Source organism: Nocardioides terrae (assembly GCF_900112345.1).
GTDB classification, from domain to species: Bacteria; Actinomycetota; Actinomycetes; order Propionibacteriales; family Nocardioidaceae; genus Nocardioides; species Nocardioides terrae.
The window spans coordinates 173,989-189,554 of the sequence record NZ_FOLB01000004.1; the positions used below are offsets into that span (position 1 = coordinate 173,989).

The 15,566-nt window shown below is 71.3% G+C and carries 19 protein-coding genes; 17 read left to right on the forward strand and 2 right to left on the reverse strand.

The features are described 5' to 3' along the window. The first annotated feature begins 96 nt into the window (after positions 1-96). The 6 genes from BM236_RS07200 to BM236_RS07225 all read left to right on the forward strand — a co-directional run bounded on the left by BM236_RS07200 (position 97) and on the right by BM236_RS07225 (position 4,013). Positions 97-486, forward strand: coding sequence for a DUF1932 domain-containing protein (locus BM236_RS07200; RefSeq protein ID WP_245750203.1), 390 nt, complete (start codon positions 97-99; stop codon positions 484-486). A gap of 115 nt (positions 487-601) precedes the next feature. Further along, the gene (locus tag BM236_RS07205; protein ID WP_091121911.1) at positions 602-1,306 is read left to right on the forward strand and encodes an alpha/beta hydrolase; all 705 of its coding nucleotides are present in this window, start codon (positions 602-604) and stop codon (positions 1,304-1,306) included. A 24-nt stretch (positions 1,307-1,330) separates the two neighbouring features. Beyond that, positions 1,331-1,609, forward strand: a complete 279-nt coding sequence (locus tag BM236_RS07210) for a muconolactone Delta-isomerase (RefSeq protein ID WP_091121913.1) — start codon at positions 1,331-1,333, stop codon at positions 1,607-1,609. After that, positions 1,606-1,965: a protocatechuate 4,5-dioxygenase subunit alpha gene (gene ligA / locus BM236_RS07215; protein WP_091121915.1), complete on the forward strand. Its 360-nt coding sequence runs from the start codon at positions 1,606-1,608 to the stop codon at positions 1,963-1,965. Before BM236_RS07210 ends, ligA begins: the two co-directional genes overlap by 4 nt. Further along, on the forward strand, positions 1,958-2,806 hold the full coding sequence (locus BM236_RS07220) for a class III extradiol dioxygenase subunit beta (RefSeq protein ID WP_091121917.1): 849 nt from the start codon (positions 1,958-1,960) through the stop codon (positions 2,804-2,806). The genes ligA and BM236_RS07220 overlap by 8 nt, the downstream gene beginning before the upstream one ends. A gap of 94 nt (positions 2,807-2,900) precedes the next feature. Continuing rightward, positions 2,901-4,013, forward strand: a complete 1,113-nt coding sequence (locus BM236_RS07225; RefSeq protein ID WP_091122257.1) for a 5-methyltetrahydropteroyltriglutamate--homocysteine S-methyltransferase — start codon at positions 2,901-2,903, stop codon at positions 4,011-4,013. 15 nt (positions 4,014-4,028) lie between these two features. Here BM236_RS07225 and BM236_RS07230 read toward each other — a convergent pair whose 3' ends face one another. After that, positions 4,029-4,838 (reverse strand): IclR family transcriptional regulator, encoded by an 810-nt coding sequence (locus tag BM236_RS07230; protein WP_091121920.1) that lies wholly within the window; start codon positions 4,836-4,838, stop codon positions 4,029-4,031. A 109-nt stretch (positions 4,839-4,947) separates the two neighbouring features. Here BM236_RS07230 and BM236_RS07235 point away from each other — a divergent pair, with 109 nt between their 5' ends. The 3 genes from BM236_RS07235 to BM236_RS07245 are packed head-to-tail and all read left to right on the forward strand — an operon-like array spanning position 4,948 to position 7,237. Continuing rightward, positions 4,948-6,063, forward strand: a complete 1,116-nt coding sequence (locus BM236_RS07235) for an aromatic ring-hydroxylating oxygenase subunit alpha (protein ID WP_091121921.1) — start codon at positions 4,948-4,950, stop codon at positions 6,061-6,063. A 5-nt stretch (positions 6,064-6,068) separates the two neighbouring features. Further along, complete coding sequence (locus tag BM236_RS07240) at positions 6,069-6,281, forward strand: hypothetical protein (protein WP_175507590.1); 213 nt, start codon at positions 6,069-6,071, stop codon at positions 6,279-6,281. Beyond that, complete coding sequence (locus BM236_RS07245; protein ID WP_091121924.1) at positions 6,278-7,237, forward strand: PDR/VanB family oxidoreductase; 960 nt, start codon at positions 6,278-6,280, stop codon at positions 7,235-7,237. Before BM236_RS07240 ends, BM236_RS07245 begins: the two co-directional genes overlap by 4 nt. A gap of 22 nt (positions 7,238-7,259) precedes the next feature. On the opposite strand, the gene BM236_RS07250 is transcribed toward BM236_RS07245, so the two are convergent. After that, positions 7,260-7,913 (reverse strand): GntR family transcriptional regulator, encoded by a 654-nt coding sequence (locus tag BM236_RS07250; protein WP_091121926.1) that lies wholly within the window; start codon positions 7,911-7,913, stop codon positions 7,260-7,262. A gap of 243 nt (positions 7,914-8,156) precedes the next feature. Between BM236_RS07250 and BM236_RS07255 the strand changes: the two genes are divergently transcribed. From BM236_RS07255 to BM236_RS07290, 8 genes are all read left to right on the forward strand, one after another. Beyond that, the gene (locus tag BM236_RS07255) at positions 8,157-8,939 is read left to right on the forward strand and encodes an ABC transporter ATP-binding protein (RefSeq protein ID WP_091121928.1); all 783 of its coding nucleotides are present in this window, start codon (positions 8,157-8,159) and stop codon (positions 8,937-8,939) included. Further along, positions 8,926-9,636, forward strand: a complete 711-nt coding sequence (locus BM236_RS07260; RefSeq protein ID WP_091121929.1) for an ABC transporter ATP-binding protein — start codon at positions 8,926-8,928, stop codon at positions 9,634-9,636. The genes BM236_RS07255 and BM236_RS07260 overlap by 14 nt, the downstream gene beginning before the upstream one ends. A gap of 2 nt (positions 9,637-9,638) precedes the next feature. After that, entirely contained in the window at positions 9,639-10,520 is an 882-nt protein-coding gene (locus BM236_RS07265) for a branched-chain amino acid ABC transporter permease (RefSeq protein WP_091121932.1), read from the forward strand. Continuing rightward, complete coding sequence (locus BM236_RS07270) at positions 10,520-11,617, forward strand: branched-chain amino acid ABC transporter permease (RefSeq protein ID WP_091121934.1); 1,098 nt, start codon at positions 10,520-10,522, stop codon at positions 11,615-11,617. The genes BM236_RS07265 and BM236_RS07270 overlap by 1 nt, the downstream gene beginning before the upstream one ends. Continuing rightward, a complete protein-coding gene (locus BM236_RS07275; RefSeq protein ID WP_091121936.1) occupies positions 11,614-12,867 on the forward strand; it encodes an ABC transporter substrate-binding protein in 1,254 nt (417 codons plus the stop codon). Before BM236_RS07270 ends, BM236_RS07275 begins: the two co-directional genes overlap by 4 nt. A gap of 128 nt (positions 12,868-12,995) precedes the next feature. After that, positions 12,996-13,730 carry a PIG-L deacetylase family protein gene (locus BM236_RS07280; protein ID WP_091121939.1) on the forward strand — a complete coding sequence of 245 codons (735 nt, stop codon included), beginning with the start codon at positions 12,996-12,998 and terminating at the stop codon, positions 13,728-13,730. A gap of 17 nt (positions 13,731-13,747) precedes the next feature. Then, positions 13,748-14,458: a 4-carboxy-4-hydroxy-2-oxoadipate aldolase/oxaloacetate decarboxylase gene (locus BM236_RS07285; RefSeq protein WP_091121941.1), complete on the forward strand. Its 711-nt coding sequence runs from the start codon at positions 13,748-13,750 to the stop codon at positions 14,456-14,458. A 64-nt stretch (positions 14,459-14,522) separates the two neighbouring features. After that, positions 14,523-15,566, forward strand: coding sequence for a PrpF domain-containing protein (locus BM236_RS07290; RefSeq protein WP_091121944.1), 1,044 nt, complete (start codon positions 14,523-14,525; stop codon positions 15,564-15,566).

Here is a 15,566-nt window from a genome sequence, read left to right on the forward strand (position 1 = left end):
CCGCGTGCCGGCGTCTTCACGCGGGCGGTAGAAAGCAGGCATGAGCGCTCCCGTCATCACACTGCTCGGCCTCGGGGAGGCGGGCTCGCCGTGCCGATGGCGGCGAGCGGGCCGGGCGCCGAGCGGTACGCCGCGATCGTCGGGCCGCTGGGCGCCGACGTGCAGGTGGTCGGCACCGAGATCGGTGACGCGGCGACCCGGAAGCTGCTGCGCAGCGTGTTCGTCAAGGGGCTCGCCGCAGCAGTCACCGAGAGCCTCGCCGCCGCGCGGGCCGCGGGGCTCGAGGACCAGACCCGCGCCGAGATCGCGACGGAGCTCGAGGCGGCGACCGCCGCGACCGTGACCCGCCTCGAGGAGGGCAGCCGGCGGCACGCCCTTCGTCGGTCGCACGAGATGGAGGCGGCCGTCGAGATGCTCGACGGGCTCGACGTACCGTCCCGGGTCAGCGCCGCGAGCCGCGACTGGCTGCGCGACCTCATCGAGTGATCGCCCCTCCCGAGCGCGAAGAGCGGAATATCAGACAGGATTGTTGCCAATTCTGTCGAGCATTGACAGAGTGTGCTCACCCCCGGGGCGCCGGCCCCTGTCTGATGGAGGATGCGTGGCGACGTTCGTCCTGGTGCACGGCGCATGGCACGGCGGTTGGTGCTGGGACCGGGTCGCACCGCTGCTGCGCGGAGCCGGGCACGACGTCCACACCCCGACGCTCACCGGCCTCTCCGAGCGGGCCCACCTGCTCTCGCCGATGGTCGGCCTGGACACGCATGTCGAGGACGTGGTCCGGCTCATCGACGTGCTCGATCTGCGAGACGTCGTGCTGGTCGGGCACAGCTACGCCGGCCAGGTGATCACCGGCGTCGCCGACCGGCGCCCGGACGCGGTCGCCCGGCGGGTCTACCTGGATGCCTTCGTGGGGGAGGACGGCGAGACGGCAGTCTCCTTGCAGCCCGAGACCGTGGCCCACCACTGGTCGGAGTCGGCCGCCGGCCCGGGGTTCGGCTGGCTCGTCCCGGTGCGCAAGCTCGAGGTGCTCGGGGTGAGTGCCGCGGCGGACATCGAGTGGCTGACGCCGCGGCTCACCCCGCACCCGTGGAAGACCTACACCGACCCGCTCCGGCTGACCGGCGCCGGAGAGCGGGTGCCCGCCGCCTTCATCGAGTGCGTGGACTGGATGCGCGTCTTCGAGTCCCAGGCCGACCGGGCCCGGGCGAAGGGCTGGCCGGTGCACGACCTTCCGACGGGGCACGAGGCGATGGTCACGGCTCCCCAGGAGCTGGCCGACCTGCTGAGCGCCCTGGCCGACTGAGTCCGAACGCAGAGGAGAGACACCGTGGAGTTCCTGGTCAGGTCCGAGAACCGGCTGCCCGTCGAGACGAGCGCCGATCGACGCGAGGAGCTGCGGACGGCGGAGCGCGCCCGCGCCATGGAGCTGCGCGAGGCCGGCATCCTGAAGCGGCTGTGGCGCGTCCCCGGCCGCAACGCGACGATCGGGCTCTACGAGGCGCCCGACCCGGCCGCCCTGCACGACGCGCTGATGTCGCTGCCGATGGCGCCCTGGCTCGACGTGCAGGTGGAGGCGCTGGCCCAGCACCCGCAGGAGCGGTCGTGACCGCCCCGGCCGGACACGACCTGCCGGGCACACCGGTCTTCGACGGCCGGGCCAGCCGCCGCGGGCTGCGCATGAACAAGCTGTTCATGAGCCTGCGCTCGGCCGAGAGCCGGGAACGCTTCGCGGCCGACGAGCGCGCCTACTGCGAGGAGTTCCGGCTCACGCCGGAGCAGGAGCGTGCGGTGCTCGAGCGCGACTGGCAGGCGATGGTCGACCTGGGCGGAAGCATCTTCTACATCTACAAGCTGGCGATGATGGACGGGCTGTCGATGCAGTACCTCGGCGGCGTCTTCTCGGGGATGTCCGAGCAGGACTTCAGGGCGGCCCTGATGGCGGGAGGACGGACCGATGTCTGAGGTCATCTGGGGGATGGTGACGTCGCACGTGCCGTCGATCGGCGCGGCGATGGACCACGGGAAGACGCAGGACCCCTACTGGAAGCCGCTGTTCGACGGCTACCAGCCGGCGCGCGAGTGGATGGCCGAGCACCGGCCCGACGTGGCGATCGTGATCTACAACGACCACGCCAACGGCGTCGACCTGGACGTCGTTCCGGCCTTCGCGATCGGTACGGCGGACCGGTATCCGGTCGCCGACGAGGGCTGGGGCCCGCGCCCGGTGCCGGAGGTCGTCGGCGACCCGGACCTCTCCCAGCACCTGATCGAGCACCTCATCGACGACGGCTTCGACATGACGCTCTTCCAGGAGCTCGACGTCGACCACGGGCTCACCGTGCCGCTGTCCATCTACTGTCCGGACCCGGGCGAGGCCTGGCCCTGCCGCGTGGTCCCCCTGCTGGTGAACGTCATCCAGTACCCCCAGCCGACGGCGGCGCGCTGCTACGCCCTGGGCAGGGCCATCGGCCGGGCGCTGGCGAGCTACCAGCCCGACGTGAAGGTGGCGATCTTCGGGACCGGCGGCATGTCGCACCAGCTCGCCGGGGCGCGTGCCGGCTTCGTCAACCCAAAGTTCGACGCGATGTTCCTCGAGGCCATCCAGACCGACCCCGAGCGGCTCGCCGCTCTCTCCCGCGAGGAGCTCATCCGGCAGGCCGGGTCCGAGGGGATCGAGCTGATCATGTGGCTGGTCATGCGCGGGGCGATGAACGACGAGATCCGGCGGATCCACGAGACCTACCACGTGCCGGCCTCGAACACCGCTGCCGCGCTCGCCCTCTTCGACAACAGAGGTGATTGATCGCCGGGCCCGGCGCCGCCAGACTGGGGCGGGCTCCGCGCGAGCCCAGCAGCGAACGACCAAGTGAGCCAGTGACTCGAATGAGGTGGTCCGGTTGTCGATCTCTCCTCCGTTCCGTGCCGACATCGTGGGGAGCTTCCTGCGCCCCGACGCCGTCCACCGGGCCCGCGACCAGCACGCGGCGGGCACGCTCGACGACGCCGGCCTGAGGGAGGTCGAGGACGCGGCCGTGCGGGAGACGGTCGCGCGTGAGGCCGAGGCCGGCCTGCGGCTCGCCACCGACGGCGAGATGCGCCGGGCGTGGTGGCACTACGACTTCTTCGGGATGCTCGGCGGCGTGGACGTGGTCGATTCCGACCATGGCATCGAGTTCCAGGGTGTGACGACCAGGAGCCAGGTGCTGCGCGTCGACGACACGATCACCTTCCCCTCCGACCACCCGATGCTGGAGCACTTCCGCTTCCTTCGCGACAACGTCCCCGACGGCGTCGTCCCGAAGTTCTCCATCCCCTCCCCGACGGTGCTGCACTTCCGTCTGGACGCCGACGCCGTCACCGCCAGCCAGTACGGCGAGGACCACGAGGCCCTCTTCGACGACCTCGCCGCCGCCTACCGCGCGGCCGTCCGGGCCTTCTACGACGAGGGCTGCCGCTACTTCCAGTTCGACGACACCGCCTGGGCCTACCTGTGCTCCGAGGTCGAGCTCGAGAAGGCGAAGGCGCGGGGGATCCGCACCGACGGCCTGGCCGAGCGGTACGCCGCGCTCATCAACGCCTCCCTCGCGGAGAAGCCCGACGACATGGTCGTGACCACGCACGTCTGCCGGGGCAACTTCCGCTCCACCTGGATCGCCTCCGGTGGCTACGAGCCGGTCGCCGAGCCGCTGCTCGCGGGCACCGACTACGACGGCTACTTCCTCGAGTACGACACCGAGCGGGCCGGCGGGTTCGAGCCGCTGCGCCACCTGCCGCGGGGTGACAAGACGGTCGTGCTCGGGCTGGTCACCTCCAAGGACGGCGTGCTGGAGGACCCCGACGCCGTCAAGCGACGCATCGACGACGCGACGGCGTACGCCCCGCTCGATCAGCTCGCGCTCAGCACCCAGTGCGGCTTCGCCTCGACCGAGGAGGGCAACGTCCTCACCGAGGAGCAGCAGTGGGCGAAGGTCCGCTCGGTGGTCGACATCGCCGGCGACGTCTGGGCCTGAGCGGTCCGGCGCCCGTCACGCCGTCCCGCCGGAGCGCCGGCGGGAGCCCTGCGGCTGCCGCCGCGCCGACGGGGCGCCGAGCACGCGGGAGATCGTGCGGCTCGCGGCCCTGACGGCGGGGGTCACGGCCTGCGGCGTGATCGGCCCGTCGGCGTGGAACACCACCGAGAGCGCAGCCACCACCGCGTCGTCGGCGTCCCGGATCGGGCAGGCCACGGAGACGGCGTCCATGGTGACCTGGCGGTCGCTCACGGCCACCTCGGTGCGGCGTACGTCGGCCAGGACGGCCCGAACCCGCGCCGGGTCGGTCACCGTGCGCGGTGTCCAGTGCCGCAGCGTGCCGCCGAGCGCCTCCTCCTGCACCCCCGGCGGCGCGTAGGCCAGCAGCACCAGCCCGACCCCGGTGGCGTGCAGGTCGAAGCGGCCGCCGACCCGGGTGAGCACCCGCACCGCGTTGCGACCGGTCAGCCGCTCGAGGTAGACCGCGTCGAGGTGGTCGCGGACGGCCAGCTGGACGTTCTCGTGGGTCGCCTCGTAGAGGTCCTCCATGATCGGCAGCGCCACCTCGCGCAGGGGCAGACCGCGCGGCGCCAGCGACGCGATCTCCCACAGGCGCAGCCCGAGCTCGTAGCCGCCGTCGCCACCCCGCTCCAGCGCGCCCCACGCCACCAGGTCGGTGACGATGCGGTGCACGGTGGTGAGCGGCAGGCCGGAGCGCCGGCTCACGTCCGAGAGCGAGAGCCGCGGGTGCGAGCTGGTGAACGCCGACAGGACCTCGAGGGTCTTCGTCGTCAGGGAGGTGGCAGCGGTCGCCGGGTCGGTCACCGAACCAGTATGTCTTCCGGTAGGCGGAAAGGGTGTGCCCTGCGTCACGGAGCGGCAGTCACAGTCGACCGGACGACAGGTCACCACCCGAGAGCCGAGGGAGTCCGAGATGCCGAGCTGGCCGCTCAACCAGTGGTACGTCGCGGCGTACAGCCAAGAGGTCGGCGACGACCTGCTGGGCCGCACGATCTGCAACGAGCCGTTGGTCATGTACCGAACCAGCGAGGGCGAGGTCGTCGCGCTCGCCGACCGGTGCGTCCACCGCCGCTTCCCCCTGTCGATGAGCAACCGCGTCGACGACAGCATCGTCTGCGGCTACCACGGCTTCACCTACGACAAGGGCGGCCAGTGCATCGCGGCGCCGGCCCAGAAGCGGATCCCCCGGACCGCCCGCGTCCCCTCGTTCGTGGTCCACGAGCAGGACTCGTTCGTGTGGGTCTGGATCGGTGACAACGAGCGCGCCGACACCGCGCTCATCCCGCGGGCCCCGTGGCTGGACGACCCGGCCTACACGACGGTGCGGGGCATGGAGCCGCTGAAGGCGCGCTACGGGCTGCTCGTCGACAACCTGCTCGACCTGTCGCACGAGACCTACCTGCACGGGGGCTACATCGGTACCCCCGAGGTGGCCGAGACGCCGATGACGACCGAGGTCGACGAGGAGGCCAACGTCGTCTACGTCAGCCGGCACATGGCCGACGCTGAGTGCCCCTCGCTCTACGCGAGGTCGACCGGCATCGACGGCCGGATCACGCGCTGGCAGGACATCGAGTACCACCCGCCGTGCCTCTACCTGCTGCACAGCCGGATCGCGCCGGTCGGCGTCCTGCCGCCCGAGGACGGCCCGGACGACCAGGCCTTCCACGTCGAGGTCGTCTACGCGATCACGCCCGAGACCGAGCACTCGACGCACGACTTCTGGATGGTCGCGCGCGACTTCGCGCTCGACGACCAGGAGATCAGCACGTTCCTGGCCGAGAACAACCGGACCGTCGTGCTCCAGGACGTCACGGCGCTCGACGTCCTCGAGACCGTCGTCGAGGGGGAGAAGGACCACTACCAGGAGCTGTCCATCAACATCGACACCGGCGGTCTGGCCGCCCGCCGACTGCTGCAGAAGCTGATCGCGCAGGGGGAGGCGGCTCCGGTGGGCGAGACGGCCGGGGCGGGTGACGTGGCCGAGGTGGCCGTCCGGGCGCCCGCCGAGCCCGTCCCGACGGCGTGAGCGCGATGACGGAGCCACCGCTGCGGGCGGAGCTGCCCCCGCCGACGAAGATGCTCACCGGGCGCAGCGTCTACCGGGTCGTCTGGAAGCTCAACACCGACGTCCTGGTCGGCTACTGCTGGTGCGGTGAGTCCCACGAGGACGTCGACCCGATCGCGCTGTGGGACTGGCTGCTGGCCCACCCCGCCACGCACGACCCCGCGGGTGGTGCGCGATGACCCGGTCAGCGACCGAGCACGAGCTGGAGCTCGTCGTCGCGCACGTCGACGACGTCGCCAGCTCGGTCCGGCTGGTCGAGCTCGTCTCGCCGACGGGCGCCGACCTGCCCGAGTGGTCGCCCGGCGCCCACATCGACCTGCACCTGACCGACGACCTCGTGCGGCAGTACTCGCTGTGCGGCGACCCCCGCCGGCGCGACCACTGGCGGATCGCCGTGCTCCGCGAGCCCGAGGGGCGCGGCGGGTCGGCGTACGTCCACGACAAGCTGACGCCCGGCGACCGGGTCGCCGTGCGCGGACCCCGCAACAACTTCGAGCTCGTGCCGGCCCCCGAGTACGTCTTCGTCGGTGGTGGCATCGGGATCACCCCGCTCCTCCCGATGATCGACGCCGCCGAGGCGGCCGGCAGCCGGTGGACCCTCGACTACGGCGGCCGGAACCTGGCCTCGATGGCCTTCGGCCGCGACCTGGCCGAGCGGTACGGCGACCGGGTGCGGCTGCACCCGCAGGACGAGAAGGGGCTCATCGACCTGCGCGCGATCCTGGCCGCGGCCTCGCCCGGCGCGGTGGTCTACTGCTGCGGACCGGGGCCCCTCCTCGACGCCATCGACGGGCTCTGCCGGGAGCAGGGCGTCGAGCTGCGGATCGAGAGGTTCGTCCCGGTCAGCAACGACCGGGACGAGGAGGACACCGGGTTCGAGGTCGAGCTCGCCGACTCGGGGATGACCCTGCGGGTCCCCGCCGACCAGTCGGTCCTGTCCGTGCTCGAGGCCGCCGGCATCGACATCCTCTCGTCGTGCCGCGAAGGCACCTGCGGGACCTGCGAGACCGAGGTCGTCGCGGGCGAGGTCGACCACCGCGACTCGCTGCTCACCGAGGCCGAGCGCGCCGCCAACGACGTGATGTTCGTCTGCGTCTCGCGGGCGTCGTGCCCGAAGCTGGTGCTCCAGCTCTGATCAGGCCCTGTCCGGGCTCTGGTCAGGTGTGGTCCGACTGGCGCAGCGCGTCCATGACGCTGGAGATGTGGGCGCGTACGGCGGCCTGCGCGGCCTCGGGGTCGCGGGCCGCGAGCGCCTCGATGATCGCCAGGTGCTGCGGCAGCGAGGCCTGGGGCCGGCCGGGGCGGTAGGCCAGCCGGAACTGGTGGCGCACGTTGCGGGCGCGCAGCCGGCTGATGACCTCGGCGGCCACCGGCTGTGCGGCGATCCGGATGACGCTCTCGTGCAGCTGCTGGTTGAGCCGGGAGTAGCCGACCACGTCGCCGGTGTCGACGCAGCCGCGCATGAGCTCGCCGAGCTCGCGCAGGTCGGCGATCTCGGCGTCCGTGATCCGCTCCGCCGCCTTGGCGCCGCACAGGCCCTCCACGGCCATCCGGACCTCGGTGATCTGCAGGGCCTCCTCGACGGTGACGACCCTGACCCGGGCGCCGCGGTTGGCGATCCGCTCGACGAGGCCCTCGTGGGTCAGGTCGATGAGCGCGCCACGCACCGCGCCGCGGCTCGCGCCGAGCGACTCGGTCAGCTCCGCCTCGACGAGCCGCTGACCGGCGACGAGGTCGCCGGCGAGGATGGCACGGCGTACGGCATCGGCGACCTCCGCCTGGGAGACCGCTCGCACGGCATTGACTCCCATAGGACCTCCTCGGCTGAGCGGGATGCGGCCTCTTCGCGGCCATGACGACCCGAGAGGCGCAGCGAGACTAGTGCAATCCCGCCGTCGGCCGGGATCGGACCACTGCACCCACTAAAGCAGTCGGACAAGATCGCCGCCAAGACTCCAGACAGAATTGTTGACAATGTCGTCGGGAGTCCGTACGGTCCGGGTCAAACGTGACGGCGGTCACGCACAGCGGCGCGGACGACAGAAGGGCGGCCGATGGGCGCACATCTCAAGCTCACCGACCTCAACCTCCGCTTCGGCGGGATCAAGGTCCTCACGGGAGTCGACTTCGAGGTCGAGCCGGGCCAGATCTTCGGCCTCGTCGGCCCGAACGGAGCGGGCAAGACCTCGCTGTTCAACTGCATCAGCGGGCACTACCGGCCCAACTCGGGCTCGATCACCATCGACGGTGTCGAGGTGCTGGGTACGCCGCCCGCGACCCTCGCCCGGCACGGACTGGCGCGCACCTTCCAGCACCCGGCGCTCCAGCTGCACGCGACGGTCCTCGAGAACGTCCTCCTGGGCGGCCACACCCGGCTCCCCGGCGGTCCGGTCGAGTGGGCGCTGCGCCTGCCCCGGCTGTCCCGCTCCGAGCGCGACCTGCGGGTCGAGGCCCTCGCGCTGCTCGAGCGCAACGGACTGGGCTGGGCCGTGAACAAGCGCGCCGACGAGCTCTCCCACGGTCTGCACAAGGGGATCGAGCTCTGCCGCGCCCTGCTCTCGCGGCCGAAGCTCCTCCTCCTCGACGAGCCGGCGGCGGGCCTGCCCCACTCGGAGGTCGAGCAGCTCATCGGGACCGTCCGCCGCATCGGCCGCGAGGACGACATCACCGTCGTGGTCGTGGAGCACCACATGGGGCTCATCGCGGCGCTCACCGACCGGGTCGTCGTGCTCGACCACGGCGCCAAGCTCATGGAGGGCACCGCCGCCGAGGCGCAGTCCGATCCTCGCGTCATCGAGGCCTACCTCGGGAAGGACGACGCCGATGACGTTGCTTGAGCTGGAGTCGGTGACCGCGTCCTACGGCCCGGTCCAGGTCCTCGACGGGGTGTCGCTGTCCGTGCCGGAGGGTGGCGCGGTCGGCATCCTCGGTGCCAACGGGGCCGGCAAGACGACCACGCTGCGCGCGATCAGCGGGACGGTGCGGGCCGGTGGTCGCATCCTCTTCGACGGCAGCGACATCCGCGGCAAGCGCCCGGACCAGGTGGCCGCGCTGGGCATCGCCCACGTGCCCGAGGGCCGCGGCACCTTCGGCGCCCTCACCGTGCGGGAGAACCTGCGCGTCGGCGCCTACCTCCGGCGCGACCGCAAGCAGATCGAGTCCGACATCGACTTCCTGCTCGAGCTGTTCCCGAACCTCGAGGAGCGCTTCAAGTCGAACGCATCGGCGCTCTCGGGCGGCGAGCAGCAGATGCTCGCCGTGGGACGCGCCTTCATGGCCAAGCCGCGGCTGCTGCTGCTCGACGAGGCCTCGCTCGGCCTGGCGCCGAGCACGGCGAAGACGGTCTACGACGCGATCGCCGAACTCCGCAGGGAGTCCGGCATCGCCATGCTCGTCGTCGAGCAGAACGCGAACCTCGCCTTCCGCCTCGTCGACAGCGCCACCGTGCTCGAGACCGGTCGCAGCGTGCTCAGCGGCACGTCGGCCGAGCTGCGCGGCATGGACGAGATCCGACGCGCCTACCTGGGAGGCTGACCGTGGGCCAATTCATCCAGCTCGTCGTCGACGGGCTCTCCAACGGGTCGATCTACGCGGTGCTCGCACTCGCGATCGTCCTGGTCAACCAGGCGACCGGGATGATCAACTTCGCCCAGGGCGGCATGGCCGTCCTCTCCGCCTACGTGACGTGGCGGCTGGTGGAGGCGGGCCTGCCGCTGATCGTCGCGATCCTTCTCGCGGTGCTGGCGTCGTTCATCGTCGGGGGGCTCCTCGAGCGCTTCCTGATGCGCCGCTTCGAGCGGGGCGACCCGGACACGGCGGTCGTGGTGACCATCGGCCTGCTCACGCTGATCACCGGGGTGTGCGGCTGGCTGTGGACCTACAACAACCAGCAGTTCCCGTCGCTCTTCCCGCTGCACACGGTGAGGATCTTCGGCGCAGCCGTCAGCGTGAGGTCGATCGGCACGTTCCTCGCCATCGTCGCGATCATGCTGGTCGTCCAGGCGCTCTTCCTCGGCACGAAGCTCGGGCTGGCGCTACGCGCCGTCGCCATCAACCCCGAGTCGGCGGCGTTCTCGGGGTTGCCCGTGGGACGCCTGCTGATGGCGGGCTGGGGCCTGGCGGCGGCGCTCGGCGCCGTCGCCGGGGCGCTCGTCGCGCCCCAGCTCACGCTCACGCCCGGGATGATGGACACCGCCTTGGTCTACGCCCTGGCGGCCGTCATCCTCGGCGGTCTGTCCAGCCCGGTCGGCGTCGTGTGTGCCGCCTGGCTCATCGGCGTGCTCGAGAACCTCGCGGCCGTCTATGTGCACTTCATCGGCTACGACCTCAAGGTCGCCGTCCCGTTCATCCTCATCTTCGTCGTCCTGATCGTGCGACCCCAGGGCCTCTTCGGTCGGAAAGTCGTGGTGCGCGTCTGATGAGTCTCGCCACAGGTCTCCTCTCCCGCGCATGGGTGCGCTGGGCGATCACCGCCGTCGTGGTGGTCGTGCTCTTCGTGCTGCCCCTCCAGCTCGACGAGTACACGAACCAGAACCTCGCCAGGATCGGCGTCTTCGCCGTCGCGGTGCTCGGCCTCAACGTCGTGATGGGCTACACCGGCCAGGTCTCGCTCGGGCAGATCTTCTTCGTCGGCGCAGGTGCCTACGTCACGGGCTACGGCGCGAGCCACGACTGGAACATCGTCCTGGTCTTCGTGGCCAGCGTCCTCGTCCCTGGCGTCATCGGGCTCCTGGTCGCCCTCGCCGCGGCACGGCTCGGCGGCCTGGCGATCGCCATGGTCACGATCGCCCTGCCGATCGTCGGGGTGCCCTTCGCCAAGCGCCTCTCGGACTTCACCGGCGGCTCTCAGGGCATGTCGTCGGCCTTCTCGAACGCTCCGGGCTGGACCGGTCTCTACAACGACCAGTGGCAGCTCTACATCGTGCTGGTGGTCGGCGGGGCCGTCTTCCTGCTCATCCGCAACCTGGTGCGCGGCAAGTACGGGCGCGCCTTCGCGATCGTGAAGGACAACGAGGCCGTGGCGGCCTCGATGGGTATCTCGCCGTACCGCTACAAGGTGCTGGCGTTCACGGTCGCCTCGCTCATCGGCGGCGCGAGCGGCTTCCTCTACATGGCGGTCATCCAGTTCACGTCGCCGGAGACCATGAGCTTCGGCCACTCCATCACGCTGCTCGCGTCGATGGTGATCGGCGGCGCCGCCAGCATCCTCGGCTCGCTCCTCGGCGGCGCCTACTACGTGCTCGTCCCGCAGTGGTCGAACGACATCGACCCCAACCTGACCGAGCTGCTGCAGGGCGCCCTCCTGCTCCTGACGCTGCTCCTGCTCCCCGGTGGGCTCGCGACGTTGCCCCGCGTGCTCGCCCGGACGCTGCGCCGGACGCGCACTCCCGACCCGTCCGAGCGCCGACAGACCCCCTCTGCGCCACCCGCACCGGGGCGGGCGTCGGTAGAGGAGACCCCCACGGTGGGCGGTATTCCGGCCCAGTCGCCAACAGAGAGGCAAGAACAGGCATGAAGCGCAAGAAGAACGTGCGGTTGACGGGCGCGATCGCCCTGATCTCGGCCGTCGCGGTGTCGCTCACCGGCTGCGGTGGGCGTGACGACGACTCCTCCGGCGGCGCGCGGGGCGCGAGCACCGGCATCACCGACACGACCGTCACCCTCGGCGTCACGACTCCTCTCAGCGGCGCGACGGCCGGCCCGGGCACGTGCACGGTCGCCGGGCTCAAGGCCTACTTCGGCGCCGTCAACGCCAAGGGTGGCGTGAAGTTCGGCGACGGCAAGACCCGCAAGGTCGAGATCAAGGCGCAGGACGACGCCTACGACCCCCAGAAGGCCAAGTCGAACTACGACCAGCTCAAGGGCAGCGTCTTCGCGATGACCTCGGGCCTCGGTACGCCGACCAACCGCGCCTACCGCGAGGCGGCGATCGCCGACAAGGTGCCGCAGGTCCTCGTCATGACCGGTGACCCGATCTTCAGCGACACCAAGGAGAGCCCGGAGCAGCTCGGGTTCGTGCCGACGTACGTGAACGAGGGCGAGGCCTTCGGCAAGCTCCTCGCGGCGTCCGGACAGGACCACAAGGTCGCGATCCTCTCCCAGAACGACGACTACGGACAGGGCTACGTCGAGGGGTTCAAGAAGGGCGTCGAGGGCGCGAGCAACATCTCGATCGTCAAGGAGCTCACCTACGAGGCCACGGACACCTCGGTCGACGCGCAGATCACCCAGCTCGCCGGGACGCACGCCGACGTGGTCTTCAACGCCATGTCGATCACCCCACTGGCCATCGCCTCCCTGCAGAAGGCGCAGCAGCTCAACTGGAAGCCGAGCTGGTTCCTCCCGTCCAACACCTCGAGCCCGAAGGCGATCCTGGAGCCGGGCAAGGCCATGGCCTATCCCGGCGTCTACTCGGTCTCCTTCGCCAAGGCCCCGCAGAGCCCGGCCTTCGCCGGCGACGAGGACGTCAAGACGTTCCTCTCCGACCTCAAGCAGTACGCCGACTACCCGGACATGCCGGCCTTCCCGCACTGCATGTGGAGCTACATGGTCGGCGCCACCCTCGACCAGGCCTTCCAGAAGATGAAGGAGCCGACCCGCGAGGGCTTCATGAAGTCCCTGCGCGACATCAAGGACTTCACCGCGCCGCTCATGCTCGAGGGGACGTCGGTCGACACGACCGTCGACGGGCAGCCCGCGGTGTCCAGCGTCGTGGTGCAGAAGTACAACGGCACCGGCTACGCCACCGTCGAGAACTTCGGCTGACCCCGCACCGCCCAAGAGAGATCGCCGAGAGATCGCCGAGGATCGCCTGGGGCCGGCGAGCGACAGCCCGCCCGGCCCTGGCGGTCCGCCGATCCACCTCCACGCATCGAAACCGGAAGCGAGAGAACGTGCCTGAACTGACTGCTCACACCCTGGTCGTCACCGCCCACGCGGGCGACTTCGTCTGGCGGGCGGGCGGGGCGATCGCGCTCGCGGCGTCGCGCGGTGAGCGCGTCACGATCGCCTGCCTCACCTTCGGCGAGCGCGGCGAGTCGGCGTCGGAGTGGCGCGCCGGGCGCACGCTCGAGGAGATCAAGGCGAGCCGTCGGGCCGAGGCGGAGTCCGCGGCCGGCGTGCTCGGTGCCGAGGTGCGCTTCTTCGACGCGGGCGACTACCCGCTGAAGGTGACCGACGAGCTCACCCACGAGCTGGTCGGGCTCTACCGCGAGGTCCAGCCCACCGTCGTCCTGACGCACACCCTCGAGGACCCCTACAACGGCGACCACCCCGCCGCCGCGCGGATGGCCCTCGACGCGCGGGTGCTCGCCGGAGCCATCGGCTACCCGGCCGAGGGCGAGGTCGTCGGTGCGCCGCCGGTCTTCTACTTCGAGCCGCACCAGCCCGAGCAGTCCGGCTTCGCGCCCGAGGTCCTGCTCGACATCACCGAGGTGTGGGACACCAAGCGCAAGGCGATGGAGTGCCTGCCCGCGCAGAAGCACCTGTGGGAGTACTACACCGACCTCGGCAGGCGCCGCGGTGTCCAGCTCCGGCGCAACGCGGGCCCCAACCTGGGCTTCGCCAGCAACACCTACGCCGAGGCGTTCATGCGTCCCTATCCGCAGGTCACGGACCGGCTGGCCTGAGCCCGGGGGAGACAGCCATGAGGAACGTGATCGTCACCGACGTCCCACGCGCCGACGCCGCGGACATCGCCGAGCTCGCGCGCCACGGTGCCGCGACCGTCCACGAGGCGATGGGCCGGGTCGGCAGCCTGGGGCCGGAGATCCGTCCGGTCCAGCAGGGGCTGACCGTGGCCGGCAGTGCGGTGACCGCGCTGTGCTGGCCGGGCGACAACCTGATGATCCACGCGGCCGTGGAGCAGTGCCGTGAGGGCGACGTGCTCGTCGTGGCCAACGCAGCGCCGAGCACGCACGGCGCCTTCGGTGAGCTGTTCGCGACGGCGCTGCAGCACCGTGGCGTGCTCGCCGTCGTCCTCGACTGCGGGATCCGGGACACCGCCGAGCTGCGGGAGATGGGCTTCGGCGGCTGGTCCCGGCACGTCTCGGCCGAGGGCACCGTGAAGGCGACCGCCGGACACGTGAACCTGCCCGTCGTCATCGCCGGCCAGCGCATCTGCGCCGGTGACGTGGTGGTCGCCGACGACGACGGTGTCGTGGTCGTGCCCCGGGCACAGGTCCCCGCCACGGTCGCCGCCTCGCAGGCTCGGGTCGCCAAGGAGGAGGCCAGCCGGGCCGCCTTCCGCTCCGGCGAGCTGGGCCTGGACCGCTACGGCTTGCGGCCGCTGCTGAGCGACCTCGGCGTCGCCTACAAGACCTACGACCAGGCGCTCGCCGACGGGGACCTCACATGATCACCGCACTCGGTTCGTCGCTCCCCCGCTCCGCTCCTCCGCGAACAGCCGATCGGGGGCCCCGATGACGGGAGTGCCGTGTGCGCTGATGCGGGGAGGCACGTCGAAGGGCGGTGTCTTCCTCGCCTCGGACCTGCCGTCCGCTCCTGCCGAGCGCGACGGCCTGCTGCTGCGGTTGATGGGGAGCCCGGACCCGCGCCAGATCGACGGGCTCGGCGGCGCGCACCCGCTGACCAGCAAGGTGGCCGTCGTCTCCCCGTCGACCGTGGCGGAGGCCGACGTGGACTACCTCTTCCTGCAGGTCGTGGTCGACGAGCCGGTCGTCACCGACTCGCAGACCTGCGGCAACATGCTGGCCGCGGTCGCGCCGTTCGCGATCTCGCACGGCCTGGTGCGCGCGTCCGACCCGGTCACGTCGGTGCGCGTGCGGCTGGTCAACACCGGGGCCGTCGCCACCCTCCGGGTCCGCACCCCCGACGGCGCCGTCACCTACGACGGCGACACCGCACTCTCCGGCGTGCCCGGCACGGCCGCACCGGTGGAGATCGACGTGGCGCCGTCCGGGCGGCCGCTGCTCCCGACCGGCCGGGCGCTCGACGTGCTCGCTGGCGTCGAGGCGACCTGCGTCGACAACGGGATGCCCTCGGTGGTCGTGCGCGCCACCGACCTGGGTGTCCGCGGCGACGAGCCGCCGGCCGAGCTCGAGGACAACGCCGACCTCACCGCGAAGGTCCGCGAGATCCGGGCGGCCGCCATGACCGCGATGGGCCTCTCCGGTGACCTCGAGGCGACGACGGTGCCGAAGATCGTCCTGGTCTCCCCGCCCCGCCAGGGCGGCACCATCGCGACGCGGAGCTTCATCCCCCTCCGGGTGCACCAGGCCATCGGGGTGCTCGGCGCCGCGAGCGTCGCCGCCGCGGTCGCCCTGCGCGACGGCGTGGCCGCCGGTCTGGCTGCTTCCGTCCACGAAGGACGGGTCCGCCTCGAGCACCCGACCGGGTTCTCCGACCTCGTCCTCGACGGAGACCGCACCACCGTTGTCCGCACCGCCCGCCTGATCATGGAGGGCGTGCTCCATCCCGCCCCCGCGCGATCGAAGGAGTCCTGA